Raw genomic sequence first — 15,173 nt, forward strand, 5'->3', positions numbered from 1 at the left:
TTCAATTCTATTCTGAAAAGTAAGTCATTAAAAATTACTAATTATAACAATTAATACTTGGCTTAAATTAGAAAACAAGCTGAAGGATGTATAGCGACCGCCATGGCTGTTAGGACACATCATTTATGTAGAGACGTTGCATGCAACGTCTCTACAATGGTGCCGAACGTCCTAATCGATGTGTCTATTGCTATACCTACGACCAAACCCTTCAGGTTATGGACGCAATGCTATAGTTACCTCAAACCTCCCTCTTGAGATAAGGCTAGACTTTATCACCTGCGAAAGATGAAGCAACCTAAAATGAATGGAAGCATAGGGGCATAGAGGTTAGATTCGGAGGCTTCATTAGTTTAGTAATGAAACATACGCAAGCTTGGCAATCCTTATTCGGAATCAGTGCTTTAGCGGTGATAAATTTACCGACAGTGGCGATGGCAACGCCAACCATGTCTGGGGGAAATCAATCGTTGATTCAGAATTCAGAAAACTATCAAATCGCCCAGGCTGGGAGTGATTGCCGTAAGGTTGATGCCAGATATGGTTTAAATATCCGTGAACGCCCGACAGAAAATAGTCGCATTGTTGGAGTTGTGGCAAATGGCGCAAAGATTAATATAGAAAGTCGCGGTCAAAATGGTTGGGTTCCCATCGACGATCCCAGAGATGGTTATGTATCAGCAGAGTACCTCAATTATTGTGGCACGCCAACACCACCTCAAGTGAGTTGCGCTCAAGTTGATGCCTATGGTGGCTTGAATGTGAGACGACGCCCAACAACGAATAGTCCAATCATCCGGACGTTAGATAATGGGCGGTATGTCAATATTCGTGAGGCGCGAGGGAGTGACTGGGTGTCCATTAGTGCGCCAGTATCTGGTTTTGTGGCGTCGGGTTATTTGGAATCCTGTTCCTAGAATTTCTCTCATTCGGTTAAACATGATACCAAATCTGTAGAGTTTAGTGACTGGATCTAGCCCTCTTATAGAAATAGAAAAAACCCTCACTATCCATCAAAAGAGGTCAGCGAGGGGCGATTTTATTAAATTAGCGGAGACAAATTTGAGGTCGTTCCAGACGCGCCATCATACCATGCTGTCTGGAACTGAGTTATTTAACGAACCACGCCCTGTTGAGAAGCAACTTCCATGGGCTTCATCAGGTAGAGTCTCAGGAACTGCCAACCATTAGAGACATAGTAGGGCAGCTTCTTGAAAAATTGCAGGAACTTCGGACTGTTGGAGTTAGCAATTTCCGTTAACTTTTCGTTATTGCCAATACAGACTTCCAGACGTTCGTAGAACTTAGGATGTTCCACATCTAAAATCACCGGAAATACCCGTCCAGCCGTTTCGTTGGTCTTCTTAATCACATGCTTATCATACTCGCGGGCATCTAAACCAATCGACTGATAGAAACCAGACCGTTGGATGTCATTTAGATACATTGTCACAAATACTGAGAGCAAGAAGAAGCGAGACCATAACTTCGCCTGCCAATCATTTAACATTTGCGGCTGGGCTTTCATGATCGCATCAAAGAAATCCCCATGACGATTTTCGTCCTGACACCAGTTTTCAAAGAACCGGAAGATGGGGTAAATGCGGTCTTCAGGATGAGCTTCAAGATGGCGATAAATGGTGATATACCGCCAATAGCCAATCTTCTCGGACAAATAGGTGGCGTAGAAGATAAACTTCGGCTGGAAGAAGGTGTACTTCTTATTCTTGGTCAAAAATCCCAAATCCAGCGCCAGATTGAAATCTGACATCGCCTTATTCAGAAAACCCGCATGACGTGCTTCATCACGAGACATCAGGGTGAAACACTCTGCCAGAACCGGGCTTTTATCTTTTATCCGACGACCCAGTTCTTTATACAGTAAGAATCCAGAGAATTCTGCTGTACAGGAACGCTCCAGAAATTCCACAAACAAGCGGCGGGTTTCACCGTCGATATGCTCCCAAGACTGCTCAAACTCAGCGTCCCGGACGAAGTGGTGGCGATTGTAGTCCGCACGGAACTCTTCTAGAATCGCCAATAGCTCATCCTCATTCGGCGAGATATCCATCTGCGCCATGGCTTCAAAGTCTGTCGTGTAGAACCGAGGCGTCAGTATGGTCTCCTTTGCCGGAGATTTAACGCCAGGTCTCATTTCTTCAAAGGTAGGTTTTTTAAGGGTATCTACCATAGTTGGTTTTACTCGTTATCTTTTACTTACGATTTTGGACTTGAGAATGGGGCAATTGGGGGGTGACTCGACCCGCGCCGATTTTTTAGCGCTGCATATTGAGTCTACCAAGGTCTTGGGTGAGTGCAAAATCCAGTTAAGGTTAAAATTTGTAAATTTGCTTAACCTTTCTTCATGTTTGTCAGGGAACAGGGAATAGGTAACAGATAACAACGTAAGTAGAGATGCGCTTTTGAAGCGTCTCTACAGAGAATTTTCATCTTTCCTATCTCCCCCATCTCCTCGGTTTTTGTCAAAAGGGACATGACTATCGCCATGCCCCTAATTAATTAAATCAAAGACGGTTTAGTACGGAAGTCCTAAGCCGTTAAGCGTCTTCAGCTTCAACGCGACCGTAAAAGATCCCCCGAATCAAGACTTCTTCAGGTTCTTCTTCGGCTCCCAGGTCAGTATCAGCCGTCTGTTCGCTCTCAAAGGTACCAGCAATTTCACCGGTGAAGCTATCCACCTTAGAGACCTGTAGAGACATCTCACCCGAGCGGGTCTCTACGCGCTTAACGTTAGCGCGAACGAATTCCTCTTCATCCGCTTTGGAAGGCAGCGCGATCGCATTATCATAGCCAGATGCTACACCACGACCTTTGGGATCGAGGAACACAGCACCCCGATAAGACGGAACCTTAAATTCTCCTTCAAAGTCAGTAGACGTATTCACGCTCGTCATATTTGGCTGACTTGTGGCAACCAAACTTTTAATTGTGAACATGAAGGGAACTTGTTCGCCTCCAGGTAGCTGTACTGTAATCGCTTGAAAGTCAATACCATCCTCTTCAGTAAAGATAAGGCTGCCATTTTCTCCAAAATTCAAGGAACCTTCAACTTGGTCTAGGCTAGAGGTAGCCCGGGTCAATAACTTACCTGGGATATATTCTGCCTCTCTACGCTTATTTGTCGGTTCTTCCTTGACAAAGAAGCTGGTTGGCTGTAAACACAGCTCGACAATTCGATAGGACTTATCAGACTCAATGGGAATAGAACCACGAGTTGTTTCTGAGAGCTGGGGACATAAATTCGCTAAGCCCGTATTTCTAATCTGGTCGTAGGTCAATTGATCAGGACTAGTCGCTGTTGCTGCATCCGAACAAGCAGTTAATACCCCCAGACACAATGCCAAAAAGGCAACAATAAATGCGCGATACCTCATGGTCAACCTCAATCGTCAATCTCTAAAACAAGAAAAATTTTTTTATGGTGATTAGTTAGTGAATCAGGCTGTGGTTTATATAAATAAAACCGCAACTATCCTTACCATATCAACGAAAGTCACCCTAAATTCACTCCACCTTAAATGCGGCAAAGGGGCGGACGAGGAGAACCCGGAGGGTCAGCGTCCGATAGCGAAGCAGGTGGGCAACGCCCGACGAAATTGCCGCACTGGGATTACTCCCAAAAACACTTGGATTTCTCCGGTAAAGTTTACCTCGACGAGCTATGACTCGGTACTTTCTGAATAACACTGGCTTTCCCGCATAACCAGTTTAATTACTCAGTTGTAGGGCTTGGAACTGGCATGCATCCCAAGGTACGAACGTTAACACTTAGTCATAACGGCTGCTCGGTTCGGCTCCGCTCACCGAGCGAAGTCGAGGTGAGCCGTCTGGTCAACAGGCTTTGGAGAGCCTACACCTGATCCTGCGATTAGGTGTGCGGTCGTTGACACCATGGTATAGTTTTGGTCACACGCTGGTTATCGGTGATCGTTTAGTAGATCGAACGGTGGCTTACTAAAGCCTTGTTCCCTACATGATGCCGAAAGCGTGAACCTTAGCTTTTCTCGCTTCATTGTACACGGGAAGCGACACTTTTACGCTTTCAATCAAGCGGATGGCAAGAAACAACGAAGATTGACAGGGGTAGGATGAATTTTAGTGATGAGTTAGATGCTCAAGATCTACAGGTCAAATTACAAGCTCTAAGGACGGAGATTTGGGCGTTAGCCGATAGGCATCAAGGGGATACCTTAACACTGCTGGCTCTGCTGCGGACGCTGGAAGAGGCGCACCGCGAGATCCGAGATAGTCTATTTCAAGACTCGTTACCCGACAATCGACAAACCTTGTATGCGCTGCTCAAAGATATTGAAGAATTAGGGGGTTGGCCCTATGTGGCGCGGATGAAGCTGCGATCGCTGCTGACAAATTTCCCGGAAGCGGCAATCTCGGAGATTCAACAACCCTAACGTGATCTAGCGCTGGCTAACCCCAGCTAGCCGAGCCAGACGTTGACTCAAGCAGGGTAAAGTTAGGATCGTCTATAACGACTTAGAAGGCTTGGCTAATGAGATAAAAACAAGTTTTTTCTCTCTGCCAATTCATCTCACCGCTTGCGGAGCGAGATTATGGCGGGAAACGTCTTGGAGATTAGGTTAAACGATGTTGCGCCAACAAGACAGTTGGGGCAACAGGTGCTAAGATCCAGCCGTCAGTCTTAGCACTTTATTATCTTACTTCTTATTTTTGAGCAGGGACTATGGATGAAATTAAGTTTGGCACAGACGGCTGGCGAGGTGTGATCGCCGCCGATTTTACGTTTGAGCGTGTGGCGTTAGTTGCGACAGCCGCCACTCAAATCCTCGCTGATATTTATGGCAAAACCAGCGGTAGCCGTACTGTGGTTGTTGGTTATGATCGGCGCTTTATGGCGGAAACCTTTGCCAAAAAGACGGCGGAGGTTGTCCAATCCCTGGGATTTGATGTGTTGCTTTCTGAAAGTTACGCGCCCACCCCGGCATTTAGCTGGGCAGCAAATAACCAGAATGCTCTAGGGGCTTTGGTTCTAACGGCTAGCCATAATCCAGCCAGTTATCTGGGATTAAAAGTGAAGGGGGCATTTGGGGGATCAGTTCCGCCAGAAATTACCCAAAAAATTGAAGCCAAACTCGCTCAACCTCCAGCCTCAGCGCCAACACCAGGTAAAATCCAATCCTTTGATCCGTGGTCAAGTTATTGTGATGCGCTGCGCTCAAAAATAAATTTGGCGAGTATTCAGAACCTGATTAGCCAAGGTAAATTGACTGTCTTTGCCGATGTTATGCATGGCGCAGCCGCAGGGGGCTTGAGCAAAATTTTAAATGTACCGATTCAGGAACTCAATAGCTCCCGTGATCCCTTATTTGGTGGCGGTGCGCCGGAACCTTTGCCCCGTTATCTGTCTCAACTCTTTCGCCACATCCGTACCCACCGACGGCAAGCAGAGGCGGCTTTACGGGTAGGATTGGTCTTTGACGGAGATAGCGATCGCATCGCGGCAGTGGATGGACAAGGCAATTTCCTCAGTTCTCAAATTCTAATCCCGATTCTGATTGAACATTTAGCATCCCGACGGCAAGAGACAGGGGAAGTGGTAAAAACAATTAGTGGTTCGGATTTAATTCCCAAAATTGCTCAACTTTATCAATTGCCCCTCCACGAAACCCCCATTGGGTACAAATATATTGCCGATCGCATGGTTTCTACCCAAGTCTTGCTGGGAGGTGAAGAATCCGGTGGAATTGGGTATGGGACACATATCCCAGAACGCGATGCCTTACTCTCTGCCCTATATCTGTTGGAAGCGATCGCGGAATCGGGTATGGATTTAAGCCAACTCTACCAACGCTTACAAGGGCAAGTCGGCTATACCTCGGTTTATGACCGCATTGATTTACATCTAGCAGGAATGGATGAGCGATCGCGTCTACTCAACCAACTGCAAACCCAACCCCCCACTGAGATTAATGGTCAAGGGGTTGTTGATTGTCAGACAATCGACGGGTACAAGTTCCGGTTAGCCAATGGTAGCTGGTTACTGATTCGGTTCAGTGGCACCGAACCCGTCTTACGCCTTTACTGTGAAGCTTCGACTCCAGAACAAGTTCGTCAAACCCTCAGTTGGGCAAAAGATTGGGCAAATAGGAATCAGGGATAAGAGAGCAGGGGGAGTTATCAGTTATCAGTGAGCAGTTATCAGGAGCCGGGGGAGCCGGGGAAGCCGGGGGAGCCGGGGAAGATGGGGAAGTTAACTAGAAATTCTACCTTACCTGTTCACTGTTCCCTGTTCCCTAACAAATGACAAATGACCAATGACAAATGACCAACCTAATTGTTGCCACTGGAAATCCAGGTAAATTACGCGAGATGCAGGCATATCTCGGTGATTCGCCTTGGGAATTGCAGCTTAAGCCACCGGAAATCGAGATTGAGGAAACGGGGGATACCTTTGCGGCGAATGCTCGTCTCAAGGCGTTAGGTGTCGCCCAAGCCACGGGTCAATGGTCAATCGCCGATGATTCTGGTTTACAAGTAGATGCTTTGGATGGAGCGCCGGGGATTTATTCTGCACGCTATGGGAAAACCGATGCAGAACGGATTCAGCGGTTGCTGTCCGAACTGGGGGATACGTCCAATCGGGGGGCGCAGTTTGTTTGTGCGATCGCGATCGCTCGTCCTAATGGCACAATCGCCTTAGAAGTGGAGGGCGTGTGCCGAGGTGAAATTCTTAAGGCTCCCTTGGGTACAGGTGGCTTTGGCTACGATCCGATTTTTTACGTGCCAGAACAGAGATTAACCTTTGCCCAAATGACTCCGGAACTGAAGCGACGCTACAGTCACCGGGGCAAAGCCTTTGAATTACTCCTCCCCCAGTTCAATCAACTCTTATGAATTATGAATTAGAAACCTTAATTTTTAATCCATAATTCATAAGGTAATTTAAACAGCTTCCAGATTCCGTTCACCTGTCCTGATCCGGACAATTTCCTCAACGGGACTGATGAAGATTTTTCCGTCGCCAATTTCACCCGTGCGAGCAGCAGCAATAACTTTTTCTACTACCATATCGACTTGGGCATCTTCGACGACAATCTCCACTTTGAGCTTTTGCAGAAACTCAACGGTGTATTCAGAACCTCGATAGCGTTCGGTTTGACCTTTTTGGCGTCCAAATCCCCGAACTTCCGAAACCGTCATCCCGACGATTCCAGCGTTGACCAAGGCGATTTTAACTTCATCAAGCTTAAAGGGTCGAATAATCGCTTCTACCTTTTTCAAGATTCTAGCTCCTCACTTACGTTTCTTTATTTATATGTATCAGACCAGTATGACACGATGAACTACGGCGACTTACTTCGTTGAAGTCGCTGTTTCTGACGTTTCTTCGCCCCTAGTTGCTTCATACTTCCGTATCGCGATTTAGTTTTACACTCCCATCAATAAATTTTTTGTAACATTAAATACAGTTATTTAGAGTGTCGTATGCATTGCCCGTCGCCAATCGCCAATTCCCAGACGGTCAACACTCGATCAGGGCAGGGTGAAACTCGCCCCGACAAACTATGCCTTCAGTCGTCAAGGGTCAAAACTCTCGCATTTCCCCAATCCTCAGGCTACGGTGGTCGATCGCCAAACTTTTGATTAAAATGAGAAATATATCACGGGGGGCCTTAATGGTTTCGACGTGTTGGTGAAAGCCAACCCGTGATACAGGTCGAGAGTGAGTCTTCTCTCGTAAATCCCGGACTCAAACAAAAGTAACTGCGAACAACATCGTTCCTTTTGCTCGTAAGGCAGCTCCTGTAGCCGCTTAAACACCTCTTATAGGTTCGAGCGTTCTTAGTCTGACTCCGTTAAGGGCTAAGGACACAACCCCAACGGATGCGCTAGTTAGCTGTCTTTGGTCGGCTGTCTAGCAAAGACCTAACCAAAGCATCCCACCATCCGGGATAATGGATGGTTCCCGCCCTGAGGATGAGAAGGGCTAAACCTGTGAATGATCGGTAGGTAAATACCCAATGCGGACACGGGTTCAATTCCCGTAGGCTCCATTCCTAAATTCAATTTTCCGATGCAATAAGACCCCTTCATGCTAGATGAAGGGGTTTTTATCATTGATAATACGTTGATTAGTTTGCCATCATTCATACCAAATGGGCTTCATTAACCTCCTGTATCACCGGGGTACTGTTTCCTGGAAGCCATCTGCCATCTGCCATCTGCCATCTGCCTTGTCCTTACCAAGAAGGAAATAGTTAACCCGGATTCACTATCAGATTATCCGGATGAATGCCTTGATGACAGAAAAAGGTAATCAAACGCCTTCGGTGCCCTTATCAATTTATTAACAATTGTTGCGGGTTAGATGAATGAACTCCAAACTCCGGCTTTGGTGTTCATTCAATCATGATATTGGAGGTAAGGATGCGAGGATTTGACCGCCCAAAAGGAGTAGGGAAGTAATCCTATCCCACTGAATCCCTTACTCTGGAGTACCTCATCCTTAAATATGTAAACAACAACGAGCAAGAGCAAGTTATGGTAATGCAACCTACGTATGGTAATGGTTTTATCGATAGCTCAACCATTGAACTTTCTCAGGAAGGATTGCGGTCTATTCTGAATCAGATTGAGGCGGAACTCATCGATAGTGAAGTTTACCGCCGCACCATGGCTGGGTTACAAACGATGTTAGGAGAAGCCTCAAGCAACGCTCATATTCTGGTCAAGGCGGTGGGGCGAGAAGCCGTAAGGTTGACATTTCAGGAATTTGCCAGACAGTATAAAGTTGTTCCTGTAACTCCTGTGGCTTCTGACGGAATGAATCAACCGACAGAAACCGAAGAGGAGGAGTTGGAGATTCCCCAAACTGAAGAGACGGAATGTCCCATTGGCTCTGGAGAAACGATGTCCCATAGGGTTGAGACAAACTTATCGCCCAGTTTAGCGGATCGAGAGATTGGGGAAACTCAGTCGCGTAAAAAACTCACTAAAGCAGAATTAGCCGCGCAAAAGCTTTCCCTAGAACGGGAAGAGATGTTGCAGCAAATTGGTCAACAACTGCGACGAGCGCGTAAATCTCGCTCTTTGAGCCTTCAGCAACTCCATCGCCAAACCTTAGTCCCCATTCATCAAATTGAAGCATTAGAAACGGGTAGTCTGGCTCAGCTACCCGAGGATATTTATATTCGTGGTTTTATTCGTCGGCTTGGTTATGCTCTAGGGTTAGATGGTGTAGGGTTAGCCTTGTCTTTGCCGGAAATTGATCCGGTCAAGTCTGTGATTCCTTCCTGGTATAAAGATCCAGTCGCTACAGGGTTTCACCTTAAATCTGTTCATTTATATCTAGGTTACGCCACGTTGATTGCAGGAGCAGTGGGAGGACTCAACTGGATGTCGAATCAACAATCAGCGCCACAAAACACAGCGGAACCTGAACCTGCGACTCCTGGTCAAAACGCTATTTCTCCAAACGCTGAAACTAGCAAATCTACCCATAGACCTGGGATTCAATCGGGTCAAACTGGTGTAAAGGCTGGAGCGGATATTGCTCCCCCGGAAGCATTTCCGTTTTAAGGAGATGGGGAAGATGAGGAAGATGGGGAAGATGGGGAAGATGAGGGAGAGAATAAATTTTTCGGCGGAACCATGAACAATTAACGAAGGACGAATGACGTAGCTTCCTTCTCGATGAAAGCGAGTATGACGAATGACGAATGACGAATGACATAAGACATAAGACGAATGACCACTTTATAGACTCTTTGCCAATTCCTCACCAACTCCTAACACAGATCTATCGGACGGAATTCCTGTCGTCAGAATAGTGATATAGAAACATAAAATAAGACTCGGCTGTTACGATCCTTTCTTGTAATTCAGTACCGAATTGCAAGCTGGGAGCTATTTGCCTTATTCATGACTTTATCCTGGCAAATCGACTGAATTATATAGTGTTTCCTTAACGATTTAACGATGTTGAGTAATCTTACCCCTTTTTAAGACAGTGACTTACTTAATCTGTACTTGTGACATATTACACAAGCAAATCTATCCATTAAGTTTAGGCGCGAATACAATTGGGCGGGAAGAGGATAACACTATTGTAGTTGACCATACCTATCTTTCCCGTTACCACGCTCAGATTTTGTTTTCCCCTGACGCTGTGATACTGCGGGATCTTAATAGTCTCAATGGTACATTTGTTAACGAGTTTAAAGTTGAACAATGTCAACTTAAGGATGGAGATTTTATTCGTTTAGGGGATGTATCGTTTAAGTTTGTACAGCAAATCCCTAGGGTTGAGAAAACTGTATCATCAGATGCTGATACGGAAATTTCAATTGTCAAGCAAGTCTCTCCGGAAAAAACTCGAATTGCCATCACTGATTTATTACAACCCGATAAGTCAGAAAATTCTATTATTAAACTGAAGCAGCAAGACGCTCATCAACGAACGGTTGATAAGTTGCAAATTTTACTGGAAGTCAGTAAACAACTGTCTTCTCCGGAAGATCCCGATCAATTACTGCAAAAAATCGTCGATTTGCTATTTGAAATCATGCATATCGATCGCGCTACTATTTTGATGGTTAATGAAACGACAGATTTTCTGGAACAAAAATCCGTAAACTGGCGATCGGGAATCCCGACTGACGAAAATTTTTACAGTAGTAAAATTACTAATTTTGTCCGTGAACAGGGCGATGCAATTCTCACGGGTGATGCTCGCAAAGATGGCTTATTTAACGATTCAATCTCTATCGTTGAACAAGGGATTCATGCCGCCATGTGTGTTCCTCTGAAGCCCGCAGATGAGGTGATTGGGGTATTGTATGTGGATAATTTGTCAATGGCTGATATCTATTCTGATGAGGATTTAGAGTTTTTAACTTGTCTAGCCAACCAAGCCGCGATCGCGATCGAAAATTCCCGCCTGTATAAGAAGATGCAGGAACAGGAAGTGATGCAGGCAAAGTTACAACGATTCTTTCCACAATCCGTGAGTCGCAAGTTACGGGAAGAAGGACATTTAGCGACAGTGGAGACGGAAGTGACGGCTTTGTTTGCCGATATTAGCAACTATACGCAAATGTCGTCAGAAATGGAACCGTGTCAGATTGTTGAAATGCTGAATGAGTATTTTCAGGTTGTTGTTGAAGAGATTGTTTTCCCTTACAAAGGCACATTAGAAAAGTATATTGGTGATGGAATTTTGGCAATTTGGGGCGCACCGTATCGCCAACCGGATGATGTGGATTTAGCGGTACAGGCAGCGATAGAAATGCAATGGGCAGTTTCCCGCTTAAATCAAAAATGGATTCGAGACAACCGACAACCTATTCAAATTCACATTGGGTTAAATACAGGTACAGTCGCCGCTGGAAATATTGGTTCTAAAAATATGATTCAGTATGCCACAATTGGAGATACAACGAATGTGAGCAGTCGAATTTGTGATGTGGCTCAAGCGGGGCAAATTTTAATCGCTCAAAGTACGTTTGATAAGCTGGGTGATCCGAGTATTCCCCTAGAAAAAATACCACCTGTTTGGGTGAAGGGTAAGACTTCGCCTTTGCATCTCTATCGGGTTTTGTGGGAGCAGTATAACGCAACAGAGGTATTGTGCGAGAATGGTGGTCTAGTAACTACACTTAGCCGATCTTAACGACTGAACGTTGGACAAAATTTTACCAGGAACGTTTACCATGGCAAACCTCCTTTGTAAGTCGAGATGTTGAAACTATTGCCTATTGCCTATTCCCACCACAAGACTTATTCAGCAGACTCTACTTAGCTGATCACTGAAGCTTTACCCACAGTCTCTCGACCATGAGGTTCCATCAGGCTAGACACATCCGGACCGCTGGGGATAATTCCGCCAGGATTCAGCGGAAACAAATTCCCATAATAATCTCGCTTAACACTCTCTAAATCGCAGGTGTCCGCAACCCCCGGAAGCTGATACAAATCGCGCAGGTAAGCACCTAAATTTTGATAGTCTTTAATCCGGCGACGGTTGCACTTAAAGAGTCCGTAATAGACAATATCAAAGCGGAATAGGGTTGTAAATAGACGCACATCTGCCAACGTCACTCTATCCCCACATAAATAGCGATTTGTCTCTAGCACCGCATCAATTTCATTGAGTGTAGTAAATAATTCATCACAGGCTTGATCATAAGCTTCTTGAGATTGGGCAAAACCGCAGCGATATACCCCATTATTCACCGTATGGTAAATTTTATCATTCCACTCAGCGATCGCGGACTTCAGATCCTCTGGATACAAGTCCAGTGCAGCATTCTTCGCGAATTGATTAAACTGAGAGTTGAGCATGACAATAATCTCGGCACTCTCATTATTAACAATTGTCTTCGTCTGGTTGTCCCACAATACGGGAACCGTCGAACGCCCACCGTAACCGGATTGGGCTAACTGGTATAATTCTGGCAACGTGTGACAGCCCTGTTCGGGTTTCTCAAACACCCAGATTCCCTGATCTGAAGATGGCGAGACAATCGACACACCGATAACCTCATCCAATCCCTTCAGCGCCCTCACAACCAGCGTCCGGTGCGCCCAAGGACATCCGAGTCCTACAAACAGAGTATAGCGCCCCGGGGCGGGTGGATAGGGGTTTCCGGCGTCTGTTCCAATCGCCTGTCTAAACTGACTCTCTGGGCGAATATATTCTCCCTTTTTGCTCTTCGGTGCTAGTTTGGACATCATAGTCTGCCACATTGTCGTCCAGACAAACTTGCCCAACCGAATAATTACGGTTGAGGGAAGAGATGTACCTTTCGGTTTCCAAGAAGATGTTGCCATGAGTGAAGAAATGAAATGTATCCTACTGGCGTGATACATCTAGTTTGATGGATTAGCTTGGGTTCGTAGTAAGGGCTTTAGCCCTATATCCTATATTCTGTTGGGTTTCCTGTCGTCAACCCAACCTACAACTACAACCTCTTCCACAATTTTAGCTGTGCCACACCCCTACTGTATCGAATAGCCGCGAATAGTAGCGATCGCGATCGCATCCAGGGATGATAGTCTAGCTACTGTTGGGTTTTCCTGCTGATCATCCAACACCAAAGCACACCAGACAACGGTTAGATATGGCTAACATCACCATCCAATCCGCAACTGAACGTGACAACGGCTGGTCTTATCAGGTAAAACTAGAAAACGATCGCGAGTATAACTACGATGTCACCCTTAGTCAATCAGACTATAACCAATGGTCGCAAGGTAAAGTTTCACCCGAACAATTAGTCGAGGCGGCGTTTGAATTCCTACTGGAACGTGAACCCGCCTCGTCTATCCTGTCAAAATTTGATTGTTCCGTAATTCGCCGCTATTTTCCAGAAGTGGATAGCGAGTTACCGAAGAAACTTTAACGGTTAAAACTCAGGCTATTCATCATCTGGTCTAACACTTGTTTATTGCGTTGATAGCGTTGACCTTGCATATCATAGGTTGTCCCAATCAGAGTTTGTCCATCGAGATCGACGAAATATAAATAAGACCGGACTCCCTCAGGGATTAATCCTATCCCTGTGGCTTTATTTTCAACAACCACCGCTTGATACCCATCAATAGTCGTCTGACGGCGAGACAGTTCTTGACTCGTCTGGTTATCCGCACTCGCTACCCGTTCAAAGGGAACATTATCAACTCGGATATGTACGGCTTCATCGAAACTTTCAGATTGTTCTGGCAATGAAATTGATTTTGGATCAAAAACCTTACACTGTTCTACCACCGATCCGGAATTTGTCACCCAACCTTGAGGATAACTCACCGTATAACTTACCGCCTCATTGGTGCAGGTTTGGCTGAGGGCGATAGGAGAATTGTCTTCAGGTTGCTGGGCATTCACGACGTAACGATTGGGTACACCCGACACATTTTTAACTTGACATAATGCAGCAGCAACTTGCGCCCGTGTTGCCGGATCAGTGGGGCCCATCAGTCGCATATTTGGCTTGGGAGGACTAATGAGAATGCCTTTTTTAGTGGCGGCGGCAATTTTCCCTTCGGCGTATTCAGGAATCTCTTGAGCATCCGTATAGGCGGCGTTAAGCAGGGATTCCGGGGAAGTTGGACTCTCATAATCTAACCCACTGGCGAGGGCGACAAAGGCTTCTACCCGTACAATCAAATCATTGGGTTTAAAGACTTGACCCGGATATCCAGAGAGAAATCCTTTGCGATAGGTATTTTGAATCGCATCTTGACCCCAATAGGAGGCTGAGACATCTTTAAAATTAATCGCATTTCGTTCTAAAGAGGTATTGGGAAATGCTTGGTCAATCATCGCCGCATATTCAGCGCGAGTAATCACATTATTTGGTTTAAAGGTTTGATCGGGATAACCACTGACTACTCCTTGCTGAGTCAATCCTTGAATACATTGTTCAGCCCAATGACCTTGGATATCTGAGTAGTTCTGTGCCTTGGCAGGTGGGGCAATACTTCCACCAAAAGCATTAGCAAAGAGTCCGACCGATAGCCAGGAAAAAATAGGTTTAAGGTGTTGGACAGAATAAAGTATAGTGTTTTTCATAGCACCCAATTCTCTAAGGTTTTGATGTATTGGGTATCTTTTAGCAAAAATACGATCCTATATGCCTCTAACTTAAGAGGATGATTGGATTGGGGGTTTTTATAACTTTAGGTAGAGGCGCGATCGCTCTTTTCAGGAAGCTGTTCAGTATTTAGGTTGGCATCCTTAAATTCTACAAAGGTAACAGGGAACGGGGAACAGGGAATAGGGAATAGGGAATACTCAATTTAAATCCACATCAGCTTAATGGGCTTCCACCCAAAGGTGTGGTCATGTCATTTACTCAGATAGAGAATTTTGCTTTGATTCTATCTGCGACGAATTGACTTGAAGTATTGTATTAATGTCCCGCTTGGGTGCAATACAGGCATTGTAAAAATGTGATAATGAGTCGTCAGGCAATCGCACCTAAAGATGATAGCCTATCTACAGTTGAGCCAAAGGAGATCATCGTCCTGTTGATCATCAAATCTTAATAGTTTTGGTATCCCTACTGTAGTACAATTGAACTAACTCAGTAAAGCCATAGCCTATCTCAACTCCAGTTAAATCCTAAATACAGTTGAGGATAGTGCAAACTATGTTTTTCCTACTAGGTTAACGA

At 45.4% G+C, this 15,173-nt stretch carries 12 protein-coding genes and 1 other RNA gene; 8 read left to right on the forward strand and 5 right to left on the reverse strand.

What is annotated here, in order from left to right; translation table 11 throughout:
* The first annotated feature begins 359 nt into the window (after nt 1-359).
* Entirely contained in the window at nt 360-917 is a 558-nt protein-coding gene (locus RID53_RS07075; RefSeq protein ID WP_446387441.1) for an SH3 domain-containing protein, read from the forward strand.
* Nucleotides 918-1,114: 197 nt separating this feature from the next.
* Here RID53_RS07075 and acsF read toward each other — a convergent pair whose 3' ends face one another.
* Both acsF and psbO read right to left on the reverse strand, forming a co-directional pair.
* The gene (acsF, locus tag RID53_RS07080; RefSeq protein WP_446387442.1) at nt 1,115-2,191 is read right to left on the reverse strand and encodes a magnesium-protoporphyrin IX monomethyl ester (oxidative) cyclase; all 1,077 of its coding nucleotides are present in this window, start codon (nt 2,189-2,191) and stop codon (nt 1,115-1,117) included.
* A 367-nt stretch (nt 2,192-2,558) separates the two neighbouring features.
* Nucleotides 2,559-3,395: a photosystem II manganese-stabilizing polypeptide gene (gene psbO / locus RID53_RS07085; protein WP_446387443.1), complete on the reverse strand. Its 837-nt coding sequence runs from the start codon at nt 3,393-3,395 to the stop codon at nt 2,559-2,561.
* Between the two features lie 714 nt (nt 3,396-4,109).
* Between psbO and RID53_RS07090 the strand changes: the two genes are divergently transcribed.
* The 3 genes from RID53_RS07090 (at nt 4,110) to rdgB (ending at nt 6,891) form a co-directional block, all read left to right on the forward strand.
* Nucleotides 4,110-4,430, forward strand: a complete 321-nt coding sequence (locus RID53_RS07090; RefSeq protein ID WP_446387444.1) for a hypothetical protein — start codon at nt 4,110-4,112, stop codon at nt 4,428-4,430.
* A gap of 290 nt (nt 4,431-4,720) precedes the next feature.
* Nucleotides 4,721-6,157 carry a phosphoglucomutase/phosphomannomutase family protein gene (locus tag RID53_RS07095; RefSeq protein ID WP_446387445.1) on the forward strand — a complete coding sequence of 479 codons (1,437 nt, stop codon included), beginning with the start codon at nt 4,721-4,723 and terminating at the stop codon, nt 6,155-6,157.
* Between the two features lie 161 nt (nt 6,158-6,318).
* Nucleotides 6,319-6,891 carry an RdgB/HAM1 family non-canonical purine NTP pyrophosphatase gene (gene rdgB, locus RID53_RS07100; protein ID WP_446387446.1) on the forward strand — a complete coding sequence of 191 codons (573 nt, stop codon included), beginning with the start codon at nt 6,319-6,321 and terminating at the stop codon, nt 6,889-6,891.
* Nucleotides 6,892-6,939: 48 nt separating this feature from the next.
* On the opposite strand, the gene RID53_RS07105 is transcribed toward rdgB, so the two are convergent.
* Complete coding sequence (locus tag RID53_RS07105; protein WP_006098071.1) at nt 6,940-7,278, reverse strand: P-II family nitrogen regulator; 339 nt, start codon at nt 7,276-7,278, stop codon at nt 6,940-6,942.
* Nucleotides 7,279-7,664: 386 nt separating this feature from the next.
* Between RID53_RS07105 and ssrA the strand changes: the two genes are divergently transcribed.
* From ssrA to RID53_RS07120, 3 genes are all read left to right on the forward strand, one after another.
* Nucleotides 7,665-8,054: a transfer-messenger RNA gene (gene ssrA, locus RID53_RS07110) on the forward strand.
* A gap of 484 nt (nt 8,055-8,538) precedes the next feature.
* Nucleotides 8,539-9,576 carry a helix-turn-helix domain-containing protein gene (locus RID53_RS07115; RefSeq protein WP_446387447.1) on the forward strand — a complete coding sequence of 346 codons (1,038 nt, stop codon included), beginning with the start codon at nt 8,539-8,541 and terminating at the stop codon, nt 9,574-9,576.
* A 430-nt stretch (nt 9,577-10,006) separates the two neighbouring features.
* Nucleotides 10,007-11,668: an adenylate/guanylate cyclase domain-containing protein gene (locus RID53_RS07120; RefSeq protein ID WP_446387448.1), complete on the forward strand. Its 1,662-nt coding sequence runs from the start codon at nt 10,007-10,009 to the stop codon at nt 11,666-11,668.
* 125 nt (nt 11,669-11,793) lie between these two features.
* Here the strand turns inward: RID53_RS07120 and RID53_RS07125 are convergent, their stop codons facing one another.
* Nucleotides 11,794-12,828: a glutathione S-transferase family protein gene (locus tag RID53_RS07125; RefSeq protein ID WP_446387449.1), complete on the reverse strand. Its 1,035-nt coding sequence runs from the start codon at nt 12,826-12,828 to the stop codon at nt 11,794-11,796.
* 290 nt (nt 12,829-13,118) lie between these two features.
* Between RID53_RS07125 and RID53_RS07130 the strand changes: the two genes are divergently transcribed.
* Complete coding sequence (locus RID53_RS07130; RefSeq protein ID WP_446387450.1) at nt 13,119-13,400, forward strand: hypothetical protein; 282 nt, start codon at nt 13,119-13,121, stop codon at nt 13,398-13,400.
* Here RID53_RS07130 and RID53_RS07135 read toward each other — a convergent pair.
* Entirely contained in the window at nt 13,397-14,569 is a 1,173-nt protein-coding gene (locus tag RID53_RS07135; RefSeq protein ID WP_446387451.1) for an S-layer homology domain-containing protein, read from the reverse strand. The two genes, RID53_RS07130 and RID53_RS07135, sit on opposite strands and share 4 nt — an antisense overlap.
* Nucleotides 14,570-15,173 lie beyond the last annotated feature (604 nt).

The sequence above is a fragment of the Coleofasciculus sp. B1-GNL1-01 genome, assembly GCF_040220235.1.
In the GTDB taxonomy this organism is placed as follows: Bacteria; Cyanobacteriota; Cyanobacteriia; order Cyanobacteriales; family Coleofasciculaceae; genus Coleofasciculus.

Bases quoted from the DNA above. Each gene is read 5' to 3' on its own strand.
- RID53_RS07115 (WP_446387447.1), top strand. From the start codon at position 8,539: ATGGTAATGCAACCTACGTATGGTAATGGTTTTATCGATAGCTCAACC.
- psbO (WP_446387443.1), bottom strand. From the start codon at position 3,395: ATGAGGTATCGCGCATTTATTGTTGCCTTTTTGGCATTGTGTCTGGGG.
- RID53_RS07135 (WP_446387451.1), bottom strand. From the start codon at position 14,569: ATGAAAAACACTATACTTTATTCTGTCCAACACCTTAAACCTATTTTT.
- acsF (WP_446387442.1), bottom strand. From the start codon at position 2,191: ATGGTAGATACCCTTAAAAAACCTACCTTTGAAGAAATGAGACCTGGC.
- RID53_RS07075 (WP_446387441.1), top strand. From the start codon at position 360: ATGAAACATACGCAAGCTTGGCAATCCTTATTCGGAATCAGTGCTTTA.
- RID53_RS07090 (WP_446387444.1), top strand. From the start codon at position 4,110: ATGAATTTTAGTGATGAGTTAGATGCTCAAGATCTACAGGTCAAATTA.
- RID53_RS07095 (WP_446387445.1), top strand. From the start codon at position 4,721: ATGGATGAAATTAAGTTTGGCACAGACGGCTGGCGAGGTGTGATCGCC.
- RID53_RS07125 (WP_446387449.1), bottom strand. From the start codon at position 12,828: ATGGCAACATCTTCTTGGAAACCGAAAGGTACATCTCTTCCCTCAACC.
- rdgB (WP_446387446.1), top strand. From the start codon at position 6,319: ATGACCAACCTAATTGTTGCCACTGGAAATCCAGGTAAATTACGCGAG.
- RID53_RS07130 (WP_446387450.1), top strand. From the start codon at position 13,119: ATGGCTAACATCACCATCCAATCCGCAACTGAACGTGACAACGGCTGG.